The sequence below is a fragment of the Micromonospora sp. NPDC002389 genome, assembly GCF_040296095.1.
In the GTDB taxonomy this organism is placed as follows: domain Bacteria; phylum Actinomycetota; class Actinomycetes; order Mycobacteriales; family Micromonosporaceae; genus Micromonospora.
In genome coordinates, this window is sequence record NZ_JBEOWP010000030.1 from 1 (window position 1) to 25,082 (window position 25,082).

Annotated in this window: 24 protein-coding genes; 7 read left to right on the forward strand and 17 right to left on the reverse strand. The window is 70.5% G+C overall.

From position 1 onward, the window contains the following. Positions 1-610 precede the first annotated feature (610 nt). The 6 genes from topA to ABT008_RS29885 form a co-directional block, all read right to left on the reverse strand. On the reverse strand, positions 611-3,481 hold the full coding sequence (topA, locus tag ABT008_RS29860) for a type I DNA topoisomerase (RefSeq protein ID WP_350700568.1): 2,871 nt from the start codon (positions 3,479-3,481) through the stop codon (positions 611-613). Positions 3,482-3,783: 302 nt separating this feature from the next. Next, entirely contained in the window at positions 3,784-4,506 is a 723-nt protein-coding gene (locus ABT008_RS29865; protein ID WP_350700570.1) for a hypothetical protein, read from the reverse strand. Beyond that, positions 4,497-5,042, reverse strand: coding sequence for a hypothetical protein (locus ABT008_RS29870; RefSeq protein ID WP_350700572.1), 546 nt, complete (start codon positions 5,040-5,042; stop codon positions 4,497-4,499). The genes ABT008_RS29865 and ABT008_RS29870 overlap by 10 nt, the downstream gene beginning before the upstream one ends. Before the next feature lie 116 nt (positions 5,043-5,158). Then, positions 5,159-7,540, reverse strand: coding sequence for a sodium-translocating pyrophosphatase (locus tag ABT008_RS29875; protein ID WP_350700574.1), 2,382 nt, complete (start codon positions 7,538-7,540; stop codon positions 5,159-5,161). A 384-nt stretch (positions 7,541-7,924) separates the two neighbouring features. After that, on the reverse strand, positions 7,925-8,362 hold the full coding sequence (locus ABT008_RS29880) for an ATP-binding protein (RefSeq protein WP_350700575.1): 438 nt from the start codon (positions 8,360-8,362) through the stop codon (positions 7,925-7,927). Then, the gene (locus ABT008_RS29885; protein WP_131054046.1) at positions 8,359-8,700 is read right to left on the reverse strand and encodes an STAS domain-containing protein; all 342 of its coding nucleotides are present in this window, start codon (positions 8,698-8,700) and stop codon (positions 8,359-8,361) included. The genes ABT008_RS29880 and ABT008_RS29885 overlap by 4 nt, the downstream gene beginning before the upstream one ends. Positions 8,701-8,838: 138 nt before the next feature. On the opposite strand from ABT008_RS29885, the gene ABT008_RS29890 reads away from it, so the two are divergent. The 3 genes from ABT008_RS29890 (at position 8,839) to ABT008_RS29900 (ending at position 12,451) form a co-directional block, all read left to right on the forward strand. Beyond that, complete coding sequence (locus tag ABT008_RS29890; protein ID WP_502890524.1) at positions 8,839-11,322, forward strand: DEAD/DEAH box helicase; 2,484 nt, start codon at positions 8,839-8,841, stop codon at positions 11,320-11,322. A 272-nt stretch (positions 11,323-11,594) separates the two neighbouring features. After that, positions 11,595-11,801, forward strand: a complete 207-nt coding sequence (locus ABT008_RS29895; protein WP_350700579.1) for a hypothetical protein — start codon at positions 11,595-11,597, stop codon at positions 11,799-11,801. 71 nt (positions 11,802-11,872) lie between these two features. After that, positions 11,873-12,451 (forward strand): LURP-one-related family protein, encoded by a 579-nt coding sequence (locus ABT008_RS29900; RefSeq protein WP_350700581.1) that lies wholly within the window; start codon positions 11,873-11,875, stop codon positions 12,449-12,451. Between the two features lie 122 nt (positions 12,452-12,573). On the opposite strand, the gene ABT008_RS29905 is transcribed toward ABT008_RS29900, so the two are convergent. The 7 genes from ABT008_RS29905 to ssd all read right to left on the reverse strand — a co-directional run bounded on the left by ABT008_RS29905 (position 12,574) and on the right by ssd (position 17,916). Continuing rightward, the gene (locus tag ABT008_RS29905) at positions 12,574-12,984 is read right to left on the reverse strand and encodes an Rv3654c family TadE-like protein (protein ID WP_350700583.1); all 411 of its coding nucleotides are present in this window, start codon (positions 12,982-12,984) and stop codon (positions 12,574-12,576) included. Beyond that, positions 12,981-13,298, reverse strand: a complete 318-nt coding sequence (locus ABT008_RS29910; protein WP_350700603.1) for a TadE family type IV pilus minor pilin — start codon at positions 13,296-13,298, stop codon at positions 12,981-12,983. The genes ABT008_RS29905 and ABT008_RS29910 overlap by 4 nt, the downstream gene beginning before the upstream one ends. Positions 13,299-13,345: 47 nt before the next feature. Continuing rightward, positions 13,346-13,474, reverse strand: a complete 129-nt coding sequence (locus ABT008_RS29915; RefSeq protein ID WP_155217386.1) for a DUF4244 domain-containing protein — start codon at positions 13,472-13,474, stop codon at positions 13,346-13,348. Positions 13,475-13,536: 62 nt separating this feature from the next. Further along, complete coding sequence (locus tag ABT008_RS29920; protein WP_502890525.1) at positions 13,537-14,358, reverse strand: type II secretion system F family protein; 822 nt, start codon at positions 14,356-14,358, stop codon at positions 13,537-13,539. Between the two features lie 101 nt (positions 14,359-14,459). Next, positions 14,460-15,671, reverse strand: coding sequence for a type II secretion system F family protein (locus ABT008_RS29925; RefSeq protein WP_350700585.1), 1,212 nt, complete (start codon positions 15,669-15,671; stop codon positions 14,460-14,462). Continuing rightward, positions 15,668-16,867 carry a TadA family conjugal transfer-associated ATPase gene (locus ABT008_RS29930; RefSeq protein WP_350700587.1) on the reverse strand — a complete coding sequence of 400 codons (1,200 nt, stop codon included), beginning with the start codon at positions 16,865-16,867 and terminating at the stop codon, positions 15,668-15,670. The genes ABT008_RS29925 and ABT008_RS29930 overlap by 4 nt, the downstream gene beginning before the upstream one ends. Beyond that, positions 16,864-17,916, reverse strand: coding sequence for a septum site-determining protein Ssd (gene ssd, locus ABT008_RS29935; RefSeq protein ID WP_350700605.1), 1,053 nt, complete (start codon positions 17,914-17,916; stop codon positions 16,864-16,866). Before ssd ends, ABT008_RS29930 begins: the two co-directional genes overlap by 4 nt. A gap of 309 nt (positions 17,917-18,225) precedes the next feature. Here ssd and ABT008_RS29940 point away from each other — a divergent pair, with 309 nt between their 5' ends. Then, on the forward strand, positions 18,226-19,143 hold the full coding sequence (locus ABT008_RS29940) for a VHL beta domain-containing protein (RefSeq protein ID WP_350700589.1): 918 nt from the start codon (positions 18,226-18,228) through the stop codon (positions 19,141-19,143). On the opposite strand, the gene ABT008_RS29945 is transcribed toward ABT008_RS29940, so the two are convergent. Then, the gene (locus tag ABT008_RS29945) at positions 19,140-19,979 is read right to left on the reverse strand and encodes a nucleotidyltransferase domain-containing protein (protein ID WP_350700590.1); all 840 of its coding nucleotides are present in this window, start codon (positions 19,977-19,979) and stop codon (positions 19,140-19,142) included. The genes ABT008_RS29940 and ABT008_RS29945 overlap by 4 nt on opposite strands. A 472-nt stretch (positions 19,980-20,451) precedes the next feature. Here ABT008_RS29945 and ABT008_RS29950 point away from each other — a divergent pair, with 472 nt between their 5' ends. Both ABT008_RS29950 and ABT008_RS29955 read left to right on the forward strand, forming a co-directional pair. Next, positions 20,452-20,718 carry a hypothetical protein gene (locus ABT008_RS29950; RefSeq protein WP_350700592.1) on the forward strand — a complete coding sequence of 89 codons (267 nt, stop codon included), beginning with the start codon at positions 20,452-20,454 and terminating at the stop codon, positions 20,716-20,718. 171 nt (positions 20,719-20,889) lie between these two features. After that, positions 20,890-21,951, forward strand: a complete 1,062-nt coding sequence (locus tag ABT008_RS29955) for a DNA methyltransferase (protein ID WP_350700594.1) — start codon at positions 20,890-20,892, stop codon at positions 21,949-21,951. Here ABT008_RS29955 and ABT008_RS29960 read toward each other — a convergent pair whose 3' ends face one another. Next, positions 21,952-22,857: a hypothetical protein gene (locus tag ABT008_RS29960; RefSeq protein WP_350700596.1), complete on the reverse strand. Its 906-nt coding sequence runs from the start codon at positions 22,855-22,857 to the stop codon at positions 21,952-21,954. Positions 22,858-23,533: 676 nt separating this feature from the next. On the opposite strand from ABT008_RS29960, the gene ABT008_RS29965 reads away from it, so the two are divergent. After that, complete coding sequence (locus ABT008_RS29965) at positions 23,534-24,100, forward strand: HD domain-containing protein (protein ID WP_350700598.1); 567 nt, start codon at positions 23,534-23,536, stop codon at positions 24,098-24,100. Here the strand turns inward: ABT008_RS29965 and ABT008_RS29970 are convergent. Beyond that, positions 24,088-24,558, reverse strand: a complete 471-nt coding sequence (locus tag ABT008_RS29970; protein ID WP_350700600.1) for an NUDIX hydrolase — start codon at positions 24,556-24,558, stop codon at positions 24,088-24,090. The genes ABT008_RS29965 and ABT008_RS29970 overlap by 13 nt on opposite strands. A 4-nt stretch (positions 24,559-24,562) precedes the next feature. Further along, on the reverse strand, positions 24,563-24,919 hold the full coding sequence (locus ABT008_RS29975) for a hypothetical protein (RefSeq protein WP_350700601.1): 357 nt from the start codon (positions 24,917-24,919) through the stop codon (positions 24,563-24,565). Positions 24,920-25,082 lie beyond the last annotated feature (163 nt).

Genomic DNA, 25,082 nt, shown 5'->3' on the forward strand with positions numbered 1-25,082 from the left:
CAGCCACCAAGACCAACGACTGAACATCAACAACCAGCGAGGGGGTCAACATTCGGCCGGAACAGAGGGGTCAAAGTTCAACCGGCGTTGACACCGGGCCGGCCCCAGCCCTGCGCCTGCCCAGCGTCCGCACCTGCCCGGCCCAGCCCTGCGCCTGCCCAGCGTCCGCGCCTGCCCGGCCCTACTCCTGCCCGGCCCTGCGTCCGCACCTGCCAGCAGCCTTGCGCCTGTCCAGCTCTGTGACTGCACTCGTTCAGTTCATGGCTAGCGGATCGGGGTCGGTCGCCCCCGAGATAGGGCGGTGGGTAGATCTGTTGTCGCTGGAGCGACAACAGATCTACCCACCCTCCCCGGGATCACAAGCACACCACCGCGCCGGACCCCAAGATCTCGTGGTTGTCCACAGGGGTAGAGCGGGAGTGGCGGCGGCAGGCAAGGTTGGTGGCCGGGATGGGTAGGGCAGCGATGTCTGAAGCGGCTGGTCAGCCGTAGGTCCTCCGATCAGCCCCGGTCCTTCGACCAGCCCTCCGTCAGCGACGGGACGAGGTCCGCCAGCAGCAGGACGAGGTCAGTCAGCGACGGGACGAGGTCCGCCAGCAGCAGGACGAGGTCAGTCGGCGGCGGGTGCCTTCTTGGCCGCGGTGGCCTTCTTCGGCGCCGCCTTCCTCGGTGCGGCCTTCGAGGCTGCCGCCTTCGACGCCGTCTTCGAGGCGGTGGCCTTAGTGGCGGTGGACTTCGAGGCAGCGGACTTCGAGGCAGCAGCCTTGGTGGCACCGGCCTTTGCGGGTGCCTTCTTGGCGGGTGCCTTCTTGGCGGCGGCCTTCTTCTTCGGCGCCGGACCCTTCGCCCGCTTCTCGGCGAGCATCTCGGAGGCTTCCTCCAGGCTCAGCGCCTCCGGGGTCTGGCCGCGCCGCAGCGACGCGTTCGTCTCCCCGTCGGTGACGTACGGGCCGAACCGGCCGTCCTTGATGACCAGCGGCTTCTCGGTCAGCGGGTCGGCGCCCATCTCGCGCAGCGGCGGCGCGGCGGCGCGCCGTTGCCGGTTCTTCGGGGCGGCCAGCAGGGCCAGCGCCTCGTCCAGCGTGACGGTGAACATCTTGTCTTCCGAGTCCAGCGAACGGAACTCGTCGCCCTGCTTGACGTACGGGCCGTAGCGGCCGTTGTTGGCGACCACCTCGGCGCCGTCCGGCGCCACCCCGATCACCCGGGGCAGGCTGAGCAGCTTGAGCGCTTCGTCGAAGGTGAGCGAGTCCGGGGACTGCGAGCGCAGCAGCGAGGACTTGCGCTCGCCACTGGCCACGTACGGGCCGAAGCGGCCGGACTTGAGCAGGATCGGCTCGCCGGTCGCCGGGTCGTCGCCGAGCTTGCGCTCGCCCCCGCCGCCGAGGAACAGCTCGTGGACCTTCTCCGGGGTCAACTCGTCCGGCGCGAGGCCCTCGGGGATCGGCGCCCGGTCGCCCGGGGCCGCGCCCTCCTCGCCCTCGGCGACCGGTGCCTGCTCCTCGCCGGGGGTCCGACGCTGGAGGTACGGCCCGTACCGGCCGACGCGCACCACGACCTCACGTCCCTCGTCGTCGCTGAAGAGCGGGATCGAGTTGACGCTGCGTGCGTCGATGTCGCTGAGGTTCTCGGTGACCAGCTTCTTGAGCCCACCGGAGCGGGCGATGTCCTGGTCACCGGCACCGTTGGTGGTGCCGAAGTAGAACGCGGTGAGGAAGTCGACGGCCGCGTGGTCACCGCCGGCGATCTCGTCCAGCTCGTTCTCCATGCTGGCCGTGAAGTCGTAGTCGATCAGGCGCGGGTAGTGCCGCTCCATCAGCCCGATCACCGCGAACGCGAGGAACGACGGGATCATCGCCTGCCCGCGCTTCACCACGTACCCACGGTCCTGGATGGTCTGCATGATCGACGCGTACGTGGAGGGGCGGCCGATGCCCAGCTCCTCCAGCGCCTTGACCAGCGACGCCTCGGTGTAGCGGGCGGGCGGCTGGGTGTGGTGGCCCTGCGCCGCCAACTGGTCGGCGGTCAGCGGCTGGTCCTTGACCAGGTTGGGCAGCCGGCGCTCGGCGTCCTCGGCCTCGGCGTTCTCGTCGTCGCTGGACTCGACGTACGCGCGCAGGAAGCCCGGGTCGGTGATCGTCTTGCCGGTGGCGCCGAAGTCGGCCTCCTCGCCACCGGTGGTGGTGGCCCGGATCCGGACCGAGACGCTGGAGCCGACCGCGTCGGTCATCTGCGAGGCGATGGTGCGCCGCCAGATCAGCTCGTAGAGCTTGAACTCCTCGGCCGACAGCTCCTTGGCCACCTCGCCCGGGGTGCGGAAGTTGTCCCCGGCCGGGCGGATCGCCTCGTGCGCCTCCTGCGCGTTCTTCACCTTGCCGGTGTAGCGGCGCGGCTCCGGCGGCACGCTGCGCTCGCCGTACAGCTCGACGATCTGTCGGCGGGCCGCCGCGATGGCGGTGTCCGACAGGCTCACCGAGTCGGTACGCATGTAGGTGATGTAGCCGTTCTCGTAGAGCCGCTGCGCGGTCCGCATCGTCTGCTGCGACGAGAACCGCAGCTTGCGGGCCGCCTCCTGCTGGAGCGTGGAGGTGATGAAGGGTGCGTACGGGCGGCGACGGTACGGCTTCTCCTCGACCCGGGTGACGGTGAACGGCCGCCCGTCGAGGCGGGCCGCGAGCCCCCGCGCGCCGCTCTCGTCGAGGTGCACCACGCCGGCACCGGGCTTGACCCGGCCGGTGGTGGGCTCGAAGTCCTTGCCGGTGGCGATCCGGTCGCCGTTGAGCGCGACCAGGGTGGCGTTGAAGGTGCGCGGCCCCTCACCGGCGTTCGTCACGGCGAGCGTGGCCAGGATGTCCCAGTACTCGGCGGTGCGGAAGGCCATCCGCTGCCGCTCCCGCTCGACCACGATCCGGGTCGCCACGGACTGCACCCGGCCCGCCGAGAGCCTCGGCATGACCTTCTTCCACAGCACCGGGGAGACCTCGTAGCCGTAGAGGCGGTCGAGGATACGCCGGGCCTCCTGGGCGTCGACCAGGTCGCGGTCGATCTCCCGGGGGTTGGCCACCGCCGCCTGGATCGCCGGCTTGGTGATCTCGTGGAAGACCATCCGCCGGACCGGCACCTTCGGCTTGAGCGTCTCGACCAGGTGCCAGGCGATCGCCTCGCCCTCGCGGTCCTCGTCCGTCGCCAGGAAGATCTCGTCGACCTCCTTGGCCAGCTTGGTCAGCTTGCTGATCTGCTGCTTGCGGTCGGCGGAGACGACGTAGAGGGCGTGGAAGCCGTTGTCGACGTCGACACCGAGCCGGGCCCAGGACTCGCCCTTGTACCGGGCGGGCACGTCGGCGGCGTTACGCGGCAGGTCGCGGACATGCCCGAAGCTGGCCTCCACGACGTACCCCGGGCCGAGGTAGCCCGAGATCGTCTTGGCCTTCGCCGGGGACTCGACGATGACCAGACGGGTGGTTCCAGCTTTGCTCGGCACGTCTGCTTCGACCTCTTTCCTGCTCAGGGCCGCACCAGCGCCCGGTTCTGGGCGCACTCGACCCACCGATACCCAGCGGTCCGGATGTCCAACGTAACGCGCCGTCCGTGTTTCGGGTTTCGCGGGCGGCAATTCGCTCGGGACGATCTGTGGTCGCGCCGGACGGCGTCACCGTACACCCTGAGTAGGGCATCGAACGGGTCACTGTGATCAGGGCGGCCCCTCGGTGGAGGTGCAACCCGGCCGATTCTCCCTGTGTTCCCCGACGCCCGGCTGTCTTCGATCGGACAGCCGGCGACGGATCAGTCGCGGGTCGGCCAGGTGCCGGGCGGTGCCGCGTCCGGACGTTCGCCGACCAGCTCCGCGAGCCGCGCCGCCCGGCGTCGACCGGCGATCCGGTACGCCGGTCCGCCCGCCGTCGGCGCGAGCAGTTCGCCGGTCAGCCCGACCGCGTGCAGCGCCGCGCCGACCGCCGCCCACCGATCCGGATCGGTGCCGCCGAGCTGAAGGACGAAGTCGGGCGTTTCGGCCACCCCGGCCGCGGCCAGCCAGAGCCGCAGCCGACGGCCGTCGAGCTGGAAACCGGGGGGCGGGTGCTGGGTCGGGCCACGCAGCCAGGCCGCCGCCAGCGGCACGATGGTCCGGGTGTACGCCGTCCGCACCGCGTACCGCCGGTCCCCGGCCGGCTCCCAGGTCGCCCGTACGCCCCGACGGCCCAGCTCGGTGACGAGCACGTGCACCCGCCAGGCGGCGTCCACCTCCACCGACAGGCGGGCGGTCCCGCCCATCCGGTGCACCTCGCCCGGCCCGGCGAGCAGCCCGGCCAGGTCGGCGACGCCGGGCTCCCCGGTCTCCGCTCCGAAGAAGACCAGTTGTCGCTCGTCGGTGGTGCCCCGCTCGGGCACCGCAGGGCGTTCGGCCGGCTCGCCGCGTCGGCGTGTCGCGGGACCAGCCGGGTCGGGCACCGGGAAGGTCACCGGCAGCGGTGTGGCCGCCGGTGTCTCTCCGGAACCGCTCAACGGCATTCAGGTACCTCGTCGAAGGCGCGCTTCAACTCCTCCGAGTTGAGCCGGCTGGTGTCCAGCGCGCTGGCGTCGTACTCCTGCTGGAGGGTCTCCACCGCGGACCGGACGCCGTCGTAGAAGGCGCCGGCCTCCCCGATGCCGAGCCCGTCGATGGTGGTGCGGGCCCGGCCGTAGGCGTCCCGCATCGAGGCGAGCGCGGCCCGGAAACCGACGGAGACCTCCTCGCCCTGCTCGACCTTGGGCACACCGGCCTGCTCCACCTTGAGCCGCGCGGTCTCGCTGGCCTCCTCGGCACCGGCGAAGAGGCGGACCAGGTTCTCCTTGGCCTGCGCGGGGGTGGTCTGGGCGGTCATCTGCTCGTTGGTGCTGCTGGTCAACTTGCTGATCTCGGCCCGCCACGGGCTCAGCGCGGTGCACACCGACGCCGCCCACGCCCGAGGACTCGGACCGCTGGAGCCGCAGGCGGCGGCCAGCAGGACCAGCGTAGCCAGGACCACCGTGAGCTTTCCGGCGGTCGCCGCCCGGCAGGTACGCATGCGTTGCAGGGTACGGCTTCTCCTCGCAGTCGGCACCGGTCAGGTGTACGGGCCGTACAGGCGAGCGGTCCCCGGTCGGCGACGAACCGACCGGGGACCGCGGGTGCCGACGGGCGTCAGGCCTTGATCTCCTCCGGACGCGGGTCCGGGGTGCCGGCGCCACCGCTGTCGTCGCCCTCGTCCATCGCCACGCTCTGGCGCTTGCTGTACAGCACCGCCCCGACGATGATCAGCGTCGCCACCAGCGCGACTCCGACCCGCAGGCCGACGTTGCGGTCGTCGCCGACGCTCCACGCCACCACGGCCGGCGCGATCAGCAGCGAGACCAGGTTCATCACCTTGAGCAGCGGGTTGATGGCCGGACCGGCGGTGTCCTTGAACGGGTCACCGACGGTGTCGCCGATGACGGTCGCCGCGTGCGCCTCGGAGCCCTTGCCGCCGTACGCGCCGTCCTCGACCATCTTCTTGCTGTTGTCCCAGGCACCGCCGGAGTTGGCCAGGAAGACCGCCATCAGCGTGCCCGCCCCGATCGCACCGGCCAGGTACGACGCCAACGCGCCGGGCCCGAGGCCGAAACCGACCGCGATCGGTGCCAGGATCGCCAGCAGACCGGGGGTCAGCAGCTCGCGCTGCGCGTCCCGGGTGCAGATGTCGACGACCTTGCCGTACTCCGGTCGCTGGGTGCGGTCCATGATGCCGGGCAGCTCGCGGAACTGCCGACGAACCTCCATCACCACGGCACCGGCCGAGCGGGAAACCGCGTTGATGGCCAGGCCGGAGAAGAGGAACACCACCGCCGCACCGATGATCAGGCCGACCAGGTTCTGCGGGTTGGCCACGTTCAGCGCGTTGAGGATCATGTCGTCGACGTCGCCCACTCCGGCGTCGCCGTACGCGCTGCGCAGCGAATCGGTGTAGGAGCCGAAGAGCGCGGTCGCGGCCAGCACCGCAGTGGCGATCGCGATGCCCTTGGTGATCGCCTTGGTGGTGTTGCCGACGGCGTCCAGCTCGGTCAGCGTCCGGGCACCGTGCTCGTCGATGTCACCGGACATCTCGGCCACGCCCTGGGCGTTGTCGGAGATCGGACCGAAGGTGTCCATCGCGACGATCACGCCGACGGTGGTGAGCAGACCGGTACCGGCCAGCGCCACGGCGAACAGCGAGAGGGTGATCGAGCCGCCGCCCAGCAGGAAGGCGCCGAACACACCGGCGGCGATGAGCAGCGCCGAGTAGACCGCCGACTCCAGGCCGACGCTGATGCCGGCGAGGATGACGGTGGCCGCGCCGGTCTGCGAGCTCTTGCCGATGTCCTGCACCGGCCGACGGGTGGTCTCGGTGAAGTAGCCGGTGAGCGCCTGGATCGCGGCGGCCAGCACGATGCCGATGACGACCGCGCCGATCACCACGCCGCGCGGGCCGAACGGCGGGTCGCCGCCGTCCACGCCGAGGCTCTCCCGCCAGTTGTCGCCGAGCTGCGCGGCCCAGGTGGGCTGGAGGTAGAAGACCGTGGCGATCGCGACCAGCACCGCCGAGATCAGCGCGGAGAGGTAGAAGGCCCGGTTGATCGCGGTCAGCGCGTTCCGGTCGGAGGCGCGCAGCCGGGTGATGAAGACGCCGATGATGGCGACCAGCACACCGATCGTGGAGATGATCAGTGGGAGCACCAGGCCGTCAGTGCCGAACGCGGCGCGGCCCAGGATGAGCGCGGCGACCAGGGTGACCGCGTACGACTCGAACAGGTCGGCGGCCATGCCGGCGCAGTCACCGACGTTGTCGCCCACGTTGTCGGCGATGGTGGCGGCGTTGCGCGGGTCGTCCTCGGGGATGCCCTGCTCGACCTTGCCGACCAGGTCCGCGCCGACGTCGGCCGCCTTGGTGAAGATGCCGCCGCCGACCCGCATGAACATGGCCAGCAGGGCGGCGCCGAAGCCGAAGCCCTCCAGCACGGTCGGCGCGTCGCCCCGGAAGATCAGCACGACCAGCGCGGCACCGAAGAGGCCGAGGCCGACGGTGAGGAAGCCGACCACGCCACCGGTCCGGAAGGCGATCTTCATGGCCGCTTCCCGGCCGCCTTCACGTTCCCGGGCGGCGGCGGCCACCCGCAGGTTGGCCCGGGTGGCCAGCCACATGCCCGCGCCACCGATGAAGGCGCTGAACAGCGCGCCGACCACGAAGAAGAGGGAGCGCCCGATCTTCACCGCGGTCTCGCTGCCGTCGGTGTTGTGCACCGGCAGCAGGAACAGCAGGACCACGGCGATCACCACGAAGATCGCCAGCGTCCGGAACTGCCGGATCAGGTAGGCCGAGGCGCCCTCCTGCACGGCCCCGGAGATCTCCTGCATGTTGGTGGTGCCCTTGCCGGCGGCCAGCACGGCCTTCGTCAACGCGGCGGCGAAGGCGAGCGCGACCAACGCGATCACCGCGGCGATGACGACGTACGTGACATTGGCTCCGGTTAGGGAGATCCCGCCGCCCTCGGCGGCCAAGGTGTCGGACATCTGTGTCCTCCTGTGCCGAACAACGCACCGGCCGGTGGAGACGCACCGGCCGGTGCCTGTATGCGAATTCGCAAGTGCGCGCCACCCACCCGGCGGAAACCGGCGACGGACGCCCATCTGCGCTGGCTGCCCGGTGGATCACTTGCTGACAACCCGGGTACTGTAGCCCTCCGCAGTGTTCGAGGTCACACCGAGGTGGCACCATCGGCCGATGATCTTCGTCGCTGTGTTATGAAACGAAATCTGATATAGGAACGGGTCCATGCGAACGGGCTCGCATTCCCAGTCCAGGGAATACGAGCCCGATGATTCGACGACACCGCGCCACGAATGCCGCATTCCGCGGCGCTGATCTGATGCGCGGGCGCCGGCGGTGCCGACCGGTCAGCGACCGACCGGCCAGACCATCCGCACCTCGGTGCCGACGCCCTCGTCGACCGGCCGCACCTGAAGATCCTCGACGAACCCGGCGAGCAGGGCGAATCCGACACCGGTGGTGAGGTCGTCCTCGTCCAGGGACTCGTTGGCCAACTGGTCGGCGTCGAGCGCGGCGAGACCGATGCTCGCCTCGATCGGTGCCCGGTCCACCACCCGCACCGCGTACGACCCGGAGTCGGACATCTCGACCAGCACCGGATCGGGCACGCCGTACTGGCGGTGCAGGGCGACCGCGCGGGTGCACGCCTCGCCGATGGCCAGGCGTACCTCGTCGAGCAGATCCTCGCGGACACCGGCCCGTCGGGCCACCGCCACGCCGACCAGGCGGGCGGTGCGGACGTGCACCGGCGCCGGGGAGAAGGAGAGCCGGACCGTCGCCATCACGCGCCGGTACCGGTCGCCGCTTCGACCGTGGGATGCAGCGGGAAGACCTGGTCCAGCGCGGTGATCCGGAAGATCTTGAGCAGCGGCTCCTTGTCGCAGACCAGCGAGAAGGTGCCGTCGGCGGTCCGCAGGCGCTTGAGCGCACCGACCAGCACACCCAGGCCGGTGGAGTCGAGGAAGTCCACCCGGCCGAGATCGACCACCACGTGCCGGGCCCCGGAGTCGATCAGCTCCAGAAGCCGCTCACGCAGCCGGGGGGCGGTGTAGACATCCACCTCACCGCCGACCTCGAGCACCGTGTGCTCCCCCACGGTGCGGGTCGCCAGCGACAGCTCCATCGGTCCTCCCTCGCACAGCCGTAAGCTCTCTGGCATCTAACCATTACCCCCGAAGGCGCCTGACGACTCACGGACCCGGTTCCGACCTGCAGACGCGACGATTTCCCATTTCCGAACACCAGTGCGAGAGTGCAGAACGTGACCCCGGCAGCTCCCGTCTCCGCCGGCAGCGGCCCGGAACGACCGCCGCCGGGCGAGCTGCTGCGCCGACTGCGCCAGCGACACGCCACCGACCCGATCACCCACGTCGAGCGGGTGCCACCCCGCGCCGGGATCGCCGTGCCGTGGCCGACCTGGGCACCCGAGGACCTGCGTGCCGCGTACGCCCGGCGCGGGGTGACGGCACCCTGGCGGCACCAGGCCGAGGCGGCCGGCCTCGCGTACGACCGGCAGCACGTCGTGGTGGCCACCGGCACCGCGTCCGGCAAGTCGCTGGCGTACCAGTTGCCCGCCCTGTCCACCCTGCTTGCCGACCCGCGCGCCACGGTGCTCTACCTGGCCCCGACCAAGGCGCTCGCCGCCGACCAGTTACGCGCCGTCGCCACGCTGGAGATCGAGGGCGTACGACCGTCCTGCTACGACGGTGACACCCCGCGCGCCGAACGCGAGTGGATCCGTCGCCACTCCCGGTTCGTGCTGACCAACCCGGACATGCTGCACCACGGCATCCTGCCCGGCCACGCCCAGTGGTCGGGGTTCCTGCGCCGCCTGGCGTACGTGGTGGTCGACGAGTGCCACGTCTACCGGGGCGTGTTCGGCTCGCACGTGGCCCACGTGCTGCGGCGGCTGCGGCGGCAGTGCGCCCGCTACCGCCCCGCCACGGGCGACCCCGGCCCGACGTTCGTGCTCGCCTCGGCCACCTCCGGCGACCCCGCCGACGCGGCCGGGCGGCTGACCGGCCTTCCGGTGACGGCGGTCACCGAGGACACCTCACCGAGGGCCGGGGTGACCTTCGCGCTCTGGGAGCCACCCCTGCTCCCGCCCGACCCGGCCGCGATCCCCTCCCCCCGCCCGGCACCCGCCGGCTCGGCACCCTCCGGCTCGGCACCCTCCGGCTCGGCTCCCGACGGTTCGTCTTCCGGCAGCTCGCCTTCTGGCGGGCGGCCTTCCGGCGGCCCCGCGCACGAGGCGGCCGATCTCACCCAGGTGCGGCGGTCGGCGTTGCGGGAGACCGCCGACCTGCTCGCCGACACCGTCGCCTCCGGCGTACGCACCCTGGCCTTCGTCCGGTCCCGCCGAGGTGCCGAGGTGGTCGCCACCAGCACCCGACGCAGCCTCGACGAGGCGGTCCCCGGGCTGGGCGACCGGGTCGCCGCGTACCGGGGCGGCTACCTGCGCGAGGAACGCCGGGAACTGGAACGCGCACTGCTGCACGGGGACCTGCTCGGGCTCGCCTCGACCAACGCACTGGAGCTGGGCGTCGACCTGATCGGCCTGGACGCGGTGCTGATCTGCGGGTACCCGGGCACCCGGGCCTCGCTGTGGCAGCAGGCGGGCCGGGCCGGGCGATCCGGCCAGGAGGCGCTCGCCGTGCTGATCGCCCGGGACGACCCGCTCGACACCTACCTGGTGCACCATCCGGAGGCGGTGTTCGGGGCACCGGTGGAGGCCACCGTGCTCGACCCGGCGAACGCGTACGTGCTCGGGCCGCAGTTGGCCTGCGCGGCGGCCGAGGCCCCGCTGACCGACGCCGACCTGGCGCTGTTCGGTGACGGCGCGAAGGACACGGTCGCGGCGCTGGTCGAGGCGGGCGCGCTGCGGCAGCGGCCGACCGGCTGGTACTGGCGGCACCGGGAGCGACCCGAGGTGGACCTGCGCGGCGACGGCGGCGCACCGGTCTGCGTGGTGGAGGCGGCGACCGGCCGGCTACTCGGCACCGTCGACGGTGGTTCGGCGCACTTCCTGCTGCACTCCGGCGCGGTCTATCTGCACCAGGGCGTGTCGTACGTGGTCGACTCGCTCGATCTGGACGACGGATGCGCGCTGGTGCACCCCGAGGAGCCGGACTGGTCCACCCACGCGCGGGACGTCACCTCGCTGTCGGTGGTGTCGGTGCGCTCGTACGTCGACGCCGGACCGGTCGGGCTGTTCCTCGGCGAGGTGGACGTCACCAGCCAGGTGGTGTCGTACCAGCGGCGGCGGATCGCCACCGGCGAGGTGATCGACACCCGCCCGCTGGACCTGCCGGCGCGGGAGCTGCGTACCGTCGCGGTCTGGTTCACCCTCTCCCCCGAGTCGCTGGCCACGGCCGGCGTGGACCCGGCCGACGTGCCGGGCGGGCTGCACGCCGCCGAGCACGCCGCGATCGGGCTGCTGCCGCTGGTGGCCACCTGCGACCGGTGGGACATCGGCGGGTTGTCCACGGCGGTCCACCCGGACACCGAGGCCCCGACGGTCTTCGTCTACGACGGCCACCCCGGCGGCGCGGGCTTCGCCGAGCGGGCGTACGGCATGGCGTCGTCCTGGCTGCGCGCCACCCGGGACGCGATCGCCGAATGCGGCTGCGAGCACGGCTGCCCCTCCTGCGTCCAGTCACCGAAATGCGGCAACGGCAACAACCCGCTGTCGAAGCCGGACGCGATCAGGGTGTTGGACGTGGTGCTGGCGAACCTGCCGGAATAAGAGCGACCGGCAATAGGGCGGTGGAGGCGAGGCGGGTCCTGGCCGAGGATGGCAAGGCGGAGGAGGAGGCCATGCCGGTGTTGCATGGCCGACGACGACAACGCCGCCAGCCGACGTGCCAGGGCTCGCCGCAGCCCCGCCAGTCCTATTGCCGGTCGCTCTCAGCGGGCAGGCATGAGATCCGGTCGCTCCGGGCATTGATGGATGGGAGCGCTTCCATCGAGCGCCATGACCATCATTCCGTCGTCGCCGCCGCACATGGAGGAGGAGCCGTGGCCGACACCATCGCCGAGACCGTCGAGCTGCTCTACACCATCGACCAGGAGAAGCTCGACATCGACCAGCAGATCGCCCTCGGTACGGCGCTCGCCACCCTGGCCCAGGCCGAGCGGCTGGACCAGATCAACGAGCGGCTCCGTACCATCCACCAACTCCTCACCACCTGGTCCCACCGGGCGGCTGTCGACGGTGTCCGCTGACCTGACACTCAGCGCCGGGTCGCTTGCCGAGCTGTGCGACACTCCGGCGCATCACGATCGAGGAGATTCTCATGCAGCTCGATAGCTTGCAGGCACAGCACCAGTTCCACATCCGCCAGCGGTTACGTTTCATGGTCAACCAGTACGAGGTGCACAGCGTCGCGCCGGACGGCTCCGAGGGCGGTCTGCTGGCGTTCGCACAGCAGAAGCGGCTTGCCTTCAAGGAGCAGGTGACCATCTACGCCGACGACTCCAAGCAGCAGCCGCTGCTCGGGTTCAAGGCCCGTCAGCGCATCGACCTCGGCGCCACGTACGACGTCACCGACCACGCCGGCACCCCGATCGGGCTGTTCCGCAAGGACTTCGCGCAGTCGCTGCTCCGCTCGACGTGGCACGTCGAGCAGGCCGGCCTGCCGAACATCGTCGGTCAGGAGCGCAGCATGCCGGTGGCGGTGCTGCGCCGGTTCGCCGAGTCGCTGTCCTGGCTGCCGTACCACTTCGACTTCGTCGCCAACGGTCAGCCGGTCTTCTCGGTGGTGAAGAAGTGGGGCCTGCGTGACCGCTACGTCGTCGAGATCCAGCACCCGCAGATCGACCGCCGCCTGGTGATCGCCATGGCGATCGCACTCGACGCCCTCCAGGGCCGCTGACCAAGGCGTCGCTCGGCGTCGTCGTCGGGTGGCATCGTCGTCGGGTGGCTGGCTCGTCGGGTGCGGGCCAGCCACCTGGCCAGCTCGCACCCGACGTGTTCCCCGTCCGCGCGGGGAACCGCTCACCCGCGCATCGGGCCTGCTCGCGAGGTGGCCGTGGCGACCCGGGAGATCCCGGGCAGCGGACGCACCGACACCTCGGCGGTGACCACCACGTCAATCCCGTCGACATGGCATCGGACCAGCCTGGCACCGTTGGCGGTGACGAGTTCGGCGGCTTCGGCACACGCCTGCGACTCGTCGTGCAGCGCTCGGCCCGCTCCGGCGAGCGCACCGAAGTCGGCCGCGACCCGCGCCTGGTGACGCGCCACCCGCACCGCGCCGATCCCCGCGCCGAAGATCCCACTGATCACGAAGACCAGCCCGACCGCCAGCAGGCAGACCGTCGCCCCACCTCGGTCACGCCCGCCGACTCGCCGCCGAGACCGAGACGCTGCCCTGGTAGGGCGGTTCGGGGGCGGGGCGAAGGTCACGGCCTCGGCTCCGGGATTCCGGGCTCGACAGCCGCCACCGCCGTGGCGACGACGACGATCGCGGGCAGGTCGGTGCCGAGGGCACGGACCGGGGCGCGCACGGTCACCCGGACCACCTCGTCGTCCACCACGACGGCCACCTCGGCACCAGGAGGTGCGTGCCGGTGGGCGGCGCTGTCACCCGGCTCGCCCCGAGAGGCGGCGAGCGCCGCCTCCCGGGCCGCGTCCAGGCAGGCCGCCCTGGCGCTGACCGCGTTGACCGCGGTCAACCCGACGAGCAGGAGCAGCAGCAGCGCCGGCAGACCGGCCGCCATCTCGGCGGTGAAGGAACCCCGGTCACGACCGGTCGGCCGGCGCCCGGTCACTTCAGGGCCCGGTCGATGACGGCGGTCAACGCGGACTGCACGCTGTCGGAGGTCAGGACCTTGAGCAGGACGCCTCCGAAGGCCACCGCGGCGAGCGTGCCGACGGCGTACTCGGCGGTGTTCATCCCGGCGTCCCCGCGAAGGCGGGCGAGGATTCTGCGCACGTGTTCGTCCCTTCTCGATGTGTTCACAGCACGTCGCCGAGCACGGCGACGATCACCGGCACCAGACCGGCGAGAATGAAGGCGGGGAGGAAGCAGAGGCCGAGGGGCAGCACGATCAGCACGCCCGTACGGCGCGCCGCCGACTCGATCGCGATGGCCCGGTCGGCGCGCAGGTCGTCGGCGAGCCGGGTGAGGGCGCCGGCCAGCGCGGCCCCGCTACTGGCCGAGCGGATCGCGGCGGCGCCGATCCGCTGTGCGCCCGGCACCGTCGCCAGGTGTGCCCAGGCTTCCTGCGGCCCACCGCCCAGTTGCAGCGTGCGTCCGACCCGGCCGAGTTGGTCGGCGAGCGGACCGCCCAGCGCGTCCGCCACCGCGAGCACCGAGCGTTCGACCGGAGCGCCCGCCCGGAGCGCGGCGGCGAGCAGGTCGGCGGCGAGCGGGAGATCGGCGACGGCCCGCAGCCGCCGGTTCCGGTCCGCCGGTGGCTCGATCCGCCGGAGCAGCCGGTCGAGCAGGAGCGCGGTGGGCAGCGCCGCCACCAGGCCGGGCCATCCCCCGACCAGTACGGCCACGGCCACGCCCGCCAGTCCGGCGGCGAGTCGTACCCGGTCCACCCGACGGCCCGCCCCGGCACCGGGAACCGGTGGCGCGGCTCTCTGTTGCCCACCGGACCTCGACGAGCTCGCGGTGCTCGCTGGTCCGGGCGGGCCGTCGGCACCGCTGTGACGGCGGGTGGCAGTCGACGGGCTCGCATCGGCCAACCGGCGCAACCGCCGCCGAGGTCGGTGCCGGCCGACCAGGACCACGGCGATCAGGACGACGCCGACCAGCACCGCCGCAGCCATCGTGCTGTCGACAAGGTCGAGCGGACCGCCGGCCAGGTCGAGCGGGCGACCAGTCGGGGCGAGTGTGCCGTCGGTCAGGGCGGCAGCGATCGGTCGGAGCATCAGCCGGCTCCGGCGGGTGTGGCACCGAGACGGTCCGCCCAGAGCAGTCCGATCGCCTGGAGCACGACGGCCGCGACCGCACAGGCACCACCTATCGGGGTGTGCAACAGCACCTGGAGCGGGTCGACCCCGATGCCGTAGCCGAGAGCTATGCCACCCACCGGAAGGGCGGCCAACAGCCAGGCGGTAGCGCGGGCTCCGGCGGCCTGAGCCGCCGCCGCACCCAGTCCCCGATCCGTCGACCGGGCGTCGGCTTCGATCCGCTCCACCAGCTCGGCCAGCGGCGCACCCGTCCGGTCGGCCAGCCGCACCGCCGCCTCTGCCAACCGTCTCGGCCGATCGTCGAGTACGTCGATTCCCCTCGTCGCTCGGCTGCCGGCACCGCTGTCGGCGGCGCGCGTGCCGTCGTCGCGGCTCGTCACCCGCGCCGCGACGGCACCGACCTGATCCGGGCCGCTGGAACGCAGCGCCGCCACAGCCGCCGGAACCGGTAGTCCGGCCCGGAGGTCGGCGGCGAGGGCACAGAGTTGGTCCAGCCGCTCCCGCTGCGCCTGTGCCGCCCTGGCCGTCGCGCGACGGCGCAGCAGGGCCCGTACGCCCACGGCCCCGTACCCGGCCAGCGCGACCGCCGCCACCGGACCGCCGAGCAGTCCACCCACCGTCGCGCCGAGCAGCATGGTCAGCAGCAGGACTCTCGTGTGTGGCCTCCCGGCCAGCCGCGCGTTCGGGAGGTGGCGCGCCCGATGCTCCTGCCGCTCGTCGCTCGTGTTCGCCCGGTGCGGGGCAGGCGTCGCGTCCGCCGTCGGCGCGGATTCGTCCTCCGGGTTCGTCGGCGCGTCGGGCGGACGCTGCTTCGCTCCGGCCCTCGCCACGAGCGGCGTCACGCCTGGTCGCGTGACCGACGGTGGTGTGGTGGTGATGCCGCCGCGAATCGGTCGACGCCCGTCACCGCGCCCCGGCGGGTGCGAGCCCGCCGTCGAGTTCGGCGAGGTAGGACGCGTCATCGCAGGTCGCAGATCGGCCAGCGGCGGGACCACACAGGACTGGGCCGGCTCGCCCACCGACCGCAGCGTGGCCACCCATTCGATCAGCGGATCATCGGCCCGGTCCTCGCGCGACCGGCCCGGGAACACCCGGGTACGGACCGGCCGGATCACGACCACACCGAGCCCGAGCAGCATCCCGGCCGCCCACAGGTATCCGCCGCTCATGCCGGGCCTGCCGATCCGGGCCACGGTTCGGACAGGATCGGCGGCACCGCGACGTCCCGATTTTTGATCATGGTGCCGAGTGCCCGGCCGGCGAACCCGAGCCCGCGACCCCGGATCCAGGCGGGTACCGCGGTGACCAGCCGTTCCGGTCCCTCCGGCAGGAGCAGGCAGACCGACTCCAGCAGCCGCCCCTGCGGCGTACGGCGGATCTGGAACACCACCTGCAGGGCCGCTGCCACCTGGGCGTGCAACGCCGGACGGGGCAGCCCGCCGAGCAGTCCCAGCGCCTCCAACCGGGCCGGCACGTCCGACGGAGTGTTGGCGTGCAGCGTTCCCGCGCCGCCGTCGTGACCCGTGTTGAGTGCGGCGAGCAGATCCACCACCTCGCCGCCCCGGCACTCGCCGACGACCAGCCGATCGGGCCGCATCCGTAGCGCCTGCCGCACGAGCTCGCTCAGACCGACCGCGCCGGAGCCCTCCACGTTGGCGGTACGGGCCTGCAGCCCCACCACGTGCGGGTGCACCGGCCGAAGCTCTGCGGCGTCCTCGACAAGCACGATCCGTTCGGTGGTCGGCACCAGCGAGAGCAGCGTGTTCAACAGGGTCGTCTTGCCGGACCCGGTGCCCCCGATCACCAGGTACGCGAGGCGGGCCGCCACCACGGCGGCGAGCACCGGCGCGACCGGCCGGGCCACCGCACCCTGCTCGACCAACTCGTCCAGGGTGAACGGCCGCTGCCGGAACGTACGCAACGACAGGTACGGCCCGTCGGTCGCCACCGGTGGCAGCACGGCGTGCATCCGGGTGCCGTCGGACAGTCGGGCGTCGACGCACGGCGAACCGTCGTCGAGGCGACGACCGGCTCCGGCAGCGAGCCGCTGCGCGAGCCGGCGTACGTCGTCCACGGTGCCCACCGGCACCGGGACCTGGTGCAGCCCCTGACCTCGGTCGACCCACACCCGTACCCCGTTGACCAGCACGTCCGTCACCTCCGGATCGACCAACAGCGGGGCGAGCGGACCAGCGCCCACCAGGTCGTCGCGTACCTGGTCGGCCATCCGCAGCAGGGCGGTGTCCCCGAGTACGGCGGCGTCGGGCTCGGCGCGTACGGCGGAGACGATCGCGGCCGGGGTGACCGGCGTGGTGGCGGCGGCGATCCGCTGCCGTACCCGGGCGGCGAGGCTCTCCCCGCTCACGCCGCACCCGCCGTGGCGCTCCGGCCGGTGAGGTCGGTGACGATCCGCTGGCAGAGGTCGGCCAGCGGACCGCGCCCGGTGGCTGCCGGCGCCTCACCCCGCTCCAGGCCCCGGCACAGGCCCGGCTCCGGTCGCAGGCTGCCGGCGAGCGGCAACCCGAGCGCCTTGGCCAACTCGGTCGCCCGCAACCGGCCGGGGGCCGGGCCACGCACGACGACCGACAGGTCGTGGCAGTGCGGACCGGCCATTGCCACCACCCGTGCCGCCGCAGCAGTCGCCCGCAACTCCGCAGGCACGACCACGAAGACCCGGTCGGCGGCCTGGAGCGCGGTGACCGCCGCGTCGTCGAGATACCGGGGCAGGTCGACCACCACGAAGTCCCGGCCGCGTCGGGCCGCGTCCAGCGTGGCCGCCATCGCCTCGGCCGGCACCGCGACCAGGTCACCACGATCCCAGGAGAGGACCACCAGATCACCCCGACTGGGCAACGCCCGCACCAGGGCGGGGGCGTCCACCCGGCCGTCCGCCCCGGTCAGCGCCGGCCAACGGAGGCCCTCCAACTGCTCCCAGCCCAGCACCAGGTCGAGGCCGCCGCCGAGCGGATCGGCGTCGAGCAGCAGGGTCCGCAGCCGGGTACGGGCAGCGGTGACCGCGAGCCCGCCGGCCAGGATGCTGGCCCCGGCCCCACCTCGGCCGCCCAGGACGGCGACCACCCGGCCACCTGGCGCGTCCCCGACACCGCTCTCGGCGAACCGGTCGACCAGCCACGGCTCGGCGGCCGGCAACACCGCGACGTGCTCGGCGCCGAGCAGGTCCGCGACCTGCCAGCTCGACTCGACGTCCCCGCCCCGGCCCACCAGGACCAGCCGCGAGCGTCGCGGCAGCCGGGCCCGCAGGCAGGGCTGCGCCTGGTCGCTGCCGACGATCACCAGCGGGGCGGACCGCCAGCGGGTCCGGGCCGCCGCCGGGTCGGCGGCGACCTCCACCTCGACACCTCCGGCGGCAGCGAGCCGCAGCAGGTCGTCGAGTAGGTCACCGTCCCCGGTCACGACCAGCGGCGGAGGCGGGTGCGGCGGGACGGAGGTACGGGCGGGCATCGTGGCCTCCAGCGGTCGGCAGGGGTTGGCTGTGCCGAACCCTGCCGCCCGAAGCGGTCTCGACGCCGCCCCGTGGGGCCAACCTGTGGACAACCAGGTCGCCTGTGGACAACGCCCATAGTCAGAGTCGATCTGCTATGTGGACGATCGCGCATCGCGTTCAAATCGCCTTCGATCGGCCATAGCGGGACGTCATGGAAAGCACGCATAATCGACGGTCTGCGCCGTCGGCGGAACGGCATCCCTCGCTGGATCGAGGTCATGAAGCAGTCGCCAGATCACGAGCAACCCCGCGTCGAGCCGAGACTCCGGGTCGGCCCCTGGCTGTTCGACCCGCGCTCCCAGGCCGCGCCACCCATCCGACCGGAGTTGCCCGCGCACCCGACACGGCTCGCGTTGCCGGCCGCACCGGTCACCCGCGACGACGGTCCATGGACACCGCTGACCGTCGCGTCCGAACCCGTCGTCGTCCCCGCCGAGCCGGCACGCCACGGCACCGGCCGGACGAGCCACCGGCTCCTGCTGGCCGGGGTCGCCACCGCCGTACTGGGACTGATGCTCACCCTGCTCTGGCCCGCGCCGGAAGCCCCGACGACCGCCGCGCCGGAGCGGCCCTCCGGCTGGGTCGCACCGCAGCCGCCAGTCCCGGCCGGCACCTCGCAGCGCCCCTCCGCCGCCGGCACGACCGCGCCGTCGGCCTCATCCTCCGTCGGCGGGGTCTCCTCCACCCGACCCCTGCCGCCCACCACGGCGTCCGCACCGACCCGGTCGCCGTCGACGTCGGCCCCACGGACCGATCCACCCCGCACCCCGGGTACGCCGACCAGCCGACCGACGTCCGCACCGAGCCGCCCGCCGAGCCCCCCACCGACCACCCGGCCACCCGAGCCGCAACCTCACCGACTCGCCCCGCTGCCCGGCGGACACGAACGGTGGCTGCGCTCGGTCGGCGGCGGCCCCGAGACCGCCATCGAGTTCGTCAACCACACCTCCCGCGCGGTGACCGTGCACTGGCTGGACTACCAGGGACACCGCAGGCAGTACCGAGTCCTGCAACCGAACACGTCGTACCGGCAGCACACGTACGTCGGGCACCCCTGGGTCGTCACCGACCGACGCGGCCGGGCCCTGGCCTGTTTCGAGCCGGCTCGTACGCCCGGCCGCGCGGTGATCGGCTAGCCGTGGAGGTCCTCCCGCCACCGGCCGGTGGCCCGACGGACCTCCGCGATCAGGGCCTCCGCCCTGGACACCGTGTCGGCGATTTCCTGCCTAGACCGGCCCGGCGAGGCCAGCAACGCGTGAACGCGATCGGCGAAATCCGGAGGCGCCGCAGGCAGCGCTGCGGTCGATGCGACCATGCCCTTCTCGTTGATCAACCATTGGCGGGCGTGGCCGTGCAGTGCCTGACACGCGACACCAACGGCGCGGAACAGGCATCCAGCCGCGTAGGTCGGATCGTTGCCAGCCGCCCCGTACCCGGCCAAGCCGGTGGTGAAGTCGGCCTCCCACAGTCCGCCCACAAGAGCGTCACCGAGAGCGGTCGGGTACTGGCGGGCCTGCGCCCGTAGGTCTGTCACTTCACCGGTGGGATCGGCTAACACCTGGCCCAACGCCACCTCACCGGCATAGGCGTGTGAGTAGAAGCCCAAGGGGTGGCCCGGCTGAACACCGACCTCATATCGGCCGACCTGGCAGTCTTCCCAGATCCGTTTCACGCGGTCGAGGTCACGATAGATCCAATCCACACGCCATCCCTCGACCGTCAGCCAGCCACCACCGTCGACCCACGGCCCCCAACCGCCGGGCTCCGTCACCTCGACCGGCCTGTCTGCCAACTCCGCCGCCAAGGCACCCAACGCGTCGATGTCAAGGCCGTCTCGGTAGTACAGACCCAGGTCAATGTCCGAGTCAGGACGGTGAGTGCCACGTGCTCGACTGCCACCTAGTGCCACCGCCACCACCCCGTCTACCTCTCGCAGCCGACGGGACAGCGCAGAGAGCGCCTCAAGGTCCATGACCTGGATTGGATCACGTCACTGTCAGCAGCCGCTGCTCACTCGTACGCCCGAGGACTACACGGAACGGGAAAGGGACGACCCCCGTCGGGGGGATGCGGACGCAAGCTGTCGACTGCTGCCAGCTAGTGGTGGCCCGCGTCGACAAGCAGGCGTGGGGCATCGTCGGGCGAGGTTCGTGTCCGGCCCACATCATGGCTTGCGCTGCTTTCCTGCTGCCCCGCTGCCTGAGACCTCGCTCTGTGCACCCGTCCGACGGCGTCAGGGCTGAGTCGCCTCGCAGGAACCGTCCGATTGACCGTCGGCAGTCCGCTGCCCCTCTCGCCGCACCGGCTGCGCGTCACGGGACCTCCTACGCGTGTCGCTGAGGCTAGCCGCAGCCCAGAGCGTCGACTTCAACGCGGACTTGCCCGTGGAGGCTCACTCAAATAGCTTTGTACATAGCTACCGCAACTATGTACAAGGAGCTGCCATGGCGAAGGGTGCACATCGCCCGGCCCAACGCGTCGTGTTACCCAACGGCATGTGGGTGCTGCTCTACGAGGACGGCTCGCTCAAGATCGCAGGCTATGATCGACGGCTTGAGGTAACAGAAGTGCTCAACCGCAGCAGCACGAGTCACATCTTCGTCCGGGTTACGGAGACGAAGCCAAAACCCGCTGCGGTAGCCAGCCGACCGAGCGACTTAGTGACAGTCGAACGCGGCGTGGTTAACACCCTTAGAGGACTTGCTAAGTAGCGTGTCATCGATGCCATCGACACACGCTGCGGACCCAGCAAGCGCCCAAGCCCCGCAACCTAATGAAGTCGATAGCTCACTCTACGTGTCATCTGCTGGTCGCCTCAACCACCAAGAGTCCGGCAGGTACCGTCAGCCGCTACAACCCCCGTGCTCCTAAGAGAGGTCAGCGTGACAGAACCGGGTAGGTACGAACTCAACACGGGAGATGTTCTTTCAACCTACGAGCAGTGGCCAACGCCCTCCACCATCGTTAGCGATGGCGCATACGGGGTTGGTGGATTTCCGGGCGACCCTCGCACGCCCGCCCCCTTGGCCGACTGGTATCGACCGCATATTGAGGCGTGGAGCCGCAAGGCGTCGATGGCCACGACGCTGTGGTTTTGGAATACTGAGGTGGGCTGGGCGCACGTTCACCCCGTTCTAATCGAAAGTGGCTGGAAGTACGAGTTTGTCAATGTCTGGAACAAGGGCATTGGGCATGTTGCCGGCAATGTGAACGGAAAAACCATTCGACGATTCCCCGTGGTCACCGAGGTCTGCGTCTTCTACACCCGAGAGCCGAGGTTCCCACTAACCCCCGGCGGCGACGACCTGGTCCACGCCAAGGAGTGGCTCGTGGCCGAGTGGAAGCGAAGCGGCCTTCCGCGACGGAGGGCAAATGAGGCGTGCGGCGTAAAGGATGCAGCCACTCGCAAATACTTCGACCAAGGCTGGTTGTGGTACTGGCCTCCCGCCGAGATTATGGAGAAGCTAGTCGCCTACGCGAACGAGTACGGTCGCCCCGAAGGGCGTCCATACTATTCCTTGAACGGTGTAGATCCGGTGACCGCTAAGGAGTGGAGCCAGCTGCGTTCTGTCTGGAACCACGAGCATGGCGTTACCAACGTTTGGGATCTGCCGGCGTTGCGGGGAGCCGAGCGGTTCAAGGGTTCAATGAAGCGCGCAGCTCCCCGGGTCTACAAGCCGACAAAACTCGCTAGCTCCCACCTAAATCAGAAGCCGCTCGCCTTCATGAAGAGAATCATCAACGCCTGCACCAGCCCCGAAGACGTGATTTGGGAGCCTTTCGGTGGCCTCTGCTCGGCGACTGTGGCTGCTGTCGAACTTGGGCGGCACGGGTATGCCGCAGAGATCGACCCGCACTTCGCCGAGCTAGCCGCCGAGCGTCTCGAAGCGACCGCCCGTCTCACCAATGGCGAGGACGCCCTCTTTCCGCCTATCGAGATTTGATCAGAGTTCGCTGTAAATAGCCTTCATGACCATTTCGCACTGCTCACGCACACTTGCCTTTTCGGAGCTCAGACCCTTCAATAGCTGCACCCATTGCTTCATTGTTCTATCCCGCATTCGACGGTTAAGCACTTCGGCTTTGAATCGCTCAATATGAGGATTGTCCACGCGGTCGATCTTGGCGAAATTGGTATCTAGGCGATACGGGTAGTTGGCCATTAGTTGCTGCGCCAATAGCTGCGCCTCTGGGGACGAGGGTAGAAGCCTGCGCCCATCCTTTTCCGCGACGAGTGCAAGCGCCTCTATCTCCTGGGCGTCCGTCACGTCTTGGAGCCGATACCCATTGACGTTGGTTTGCTGCAGGTTACGCGTACGCAGAGTGGTATCACCAGGCTCAACAGTGAGGTAGGACGGAGGATTCCAGTAGTGGACATCTCGACTGGAGGCCACCTCTGCACCACTAACGGTCAGAACGTCGATGATCTGCGGAACGCCGTAGACAACATGACTCATGCACCATGCGACGATAACTACCCGAACATTTCGAGGGGCCAGTAGATTTAGCGACTCTCTGAAACGACCGGTTAATTCAGTAGACAGCGCATACCAGGCCTTAACCTCGTACCCAGCTTCGGCACTGTCCCCCAGGTTATCGACTAGCAAGGCATCGGGAAATCCGGGATCCTGCCGCACCCAATGCATTCCATGATCCACCTCGCGGTCAAGGATGTGGATGATCTTGCGCTCTAGCAGGTTGCCGATCATGGGGGAGAGCTTCGAGATTACCAGCGCTAAAAATGGGGCGTCTTCTGCGTCAAGCGAATTGATCGTGATGGTGTTAATTTCTTCGCCAGCCAGAGAGCGGAGAACCTCGTCTGCGCGGGCAATCTCCTTGGCTACGGCCACCGGGTCTACCATGGCGGCCAGAATAATGGATCATGCCGCCTTCACAAGCCCCGAAGGCATCCAACATCCTCCCCGTACCATCCCGTCTGCCGTCGACCCGCCCTCCTGGGGGGCGGGCCGCCGCCCGGCCCGCCCCGTCAAGCGGACCTTGACGGCTCGTACGGACGCTGGCGGGTCGGGCGGTGGTCTGCTCGGCTCGCCCGGGTCGACGGTGGGCGGGATGGCTCCCTACCGCAACCACCCATGGACCGTGACCCGCCGTCGGAGTCCCGGCCATCCTGGAGCCGGAGCGCCCCCGCCGGAGGCGCAGTAGCCGCAACCCCGCGACCGCCGCCAGCTCGCCGACGCGGCCGGCGAGCCCTCCCCTACGCCGCGCGGGCTCGTAGCCGCGCGGCCCGGCCGGCTGCCAGCCCACCCACTTCACCCGTTAAAGCGCCTGTAGTTCTGCGGCGGCCCTCCGGGCTTCCCGCTCTCCGCGCCAGCCGCCGGGCATCAGGCGTGACGGCCGCAGAGCGACAGCGGCAGCGGCCCAGGCGGCGGCGCGTGCGGCCCGTTCAGGGCCGCCTTGAAGACGTACAGAAAGTTTGAACCACTTCGCCGGCAGCCGGCCGGCCTCGTCTCATCGCCTACCAGGCACGGGATGGTGCGGGCCGTGTGCGCTCCGTACCCTGGCGGCATGGCCGACCTCGTCGATACCGCTCGGGAAGTTGCGCGGCACCTGTTGGAGACTCCGTTGCCTCGTCGGTGGAGTCACGTCCAGGCGGTGGCCGCCAAGGCGGACCGGGTCAGCGATACCGTACCGGTTGAGGATCGTGCGGTGCTCGTGGCGTCGGCGTGGCTGCATGACGTGGGCTACAGCCCTGGCCTGGTCGACACCGGCTTTCACTCGCTCGACGGGGGCCGCTGGCTGCGGCGCGAGCGGTTCAACGAGCGGATTGCCGCCCTGGTGGCTCACCACTCGTGTGCCTGGCTGGAAGCCGAAGAGCGTGGGCTTGGTGAGGTTCTGGCCGCCGAGTTCCCTCGGGAAGAGACTCCGGTGACTGACGCTCTCTGCTTCTCGGACATGACGACCGGGCCGGACGGGCAGGACTTCGAGGTGTTGGAGCGCCTGGCGGAGATCCGGTCGCGGTACGGGCCGGAGCACCTGGTGACCCGGTTCATCGGTCGGGCGGAACCGGAGATGGTCGCGGCTGTGCAGCGGACTCAGCGCCGGCTCGCCGGCAGCGTCCCTCAGCCTATGTAGGGCTCGGCGCGGTCCTCGTAGCCGTGGGTGATGCGGAGAAGGGTCGACGGGTGGATGTCGAGCGCGTCCAGCTCGTCGCGGGCCACCCACCGGACGTCGCTTGACTCGTCGCTGGGGGTCGGATTCCCGTCGACGGGTACGGCTCCGAAGCAGAGCGAGAACTGCTGCCGCACCTCTCCGTCTGAGTACGCGATGACGTAGCCTGGGTCGGAGTAGACGCCAACCAGGCCGGTCACGTCGACGCTGATGCCGGTCTCTTCGCGGGTCTCTCGGGTCGCTGTCTCGGCGACCGATTCGCCGATTTCCTGGCCGCCGCCGGGCAGTGACCACAGGCCGTTGTTGGTGCGCTGGATGAGCAGCACCCGGCCGTGCTCGTCGCGGACGAAGACGGAGACGGCCACGACGATGCTGTTGGCTTTGGGCGCGCTCGGGTCGTGGTAGTGCTCGGTTCTCGCCATGGCTCTAGGCTGTCACCTCACCGAGTGGCAGCGGCTTCGAGGCGGACAAGACGCGGTCGAAGCTGTCGGCGTAGGTGCCGAACAGGTCACCACCGTTGAGCCGGCGCAGATGCATCACCGGCGCATGTGGGGCCGGGAACCCGAGTACGTGCATGTTCACCAGCATTTCGTCGTCGAACCGATAGATCGAGTTGTACAGCGTCGTGTCGTGATAGAGCACCTTTACCCCCGGCGCATCGTCAAGCCGCTTGTAGTACTGCTGCACCTGACGAATTTTCGCGGCCATCACGCCGGGCGCACCCTCCTCGACGCTTCTCCGCTCGATCGCGGCGCTGGTCGGGTCACCGAGCAGGATCGTCACCGCGACACCGTCAACGCCCTTTTGACGCAGGATGTCGACAAGCCTCGGGTCTGGGTGTGTGTGATTTCGGCTCTGTCTCACATTCGGTGGTGACCGAAGGTGATCGATGTCGTTGAGGTCATGTGTGCAAGATCGATGATCTGACGAAGATGGTGTTCTCGGG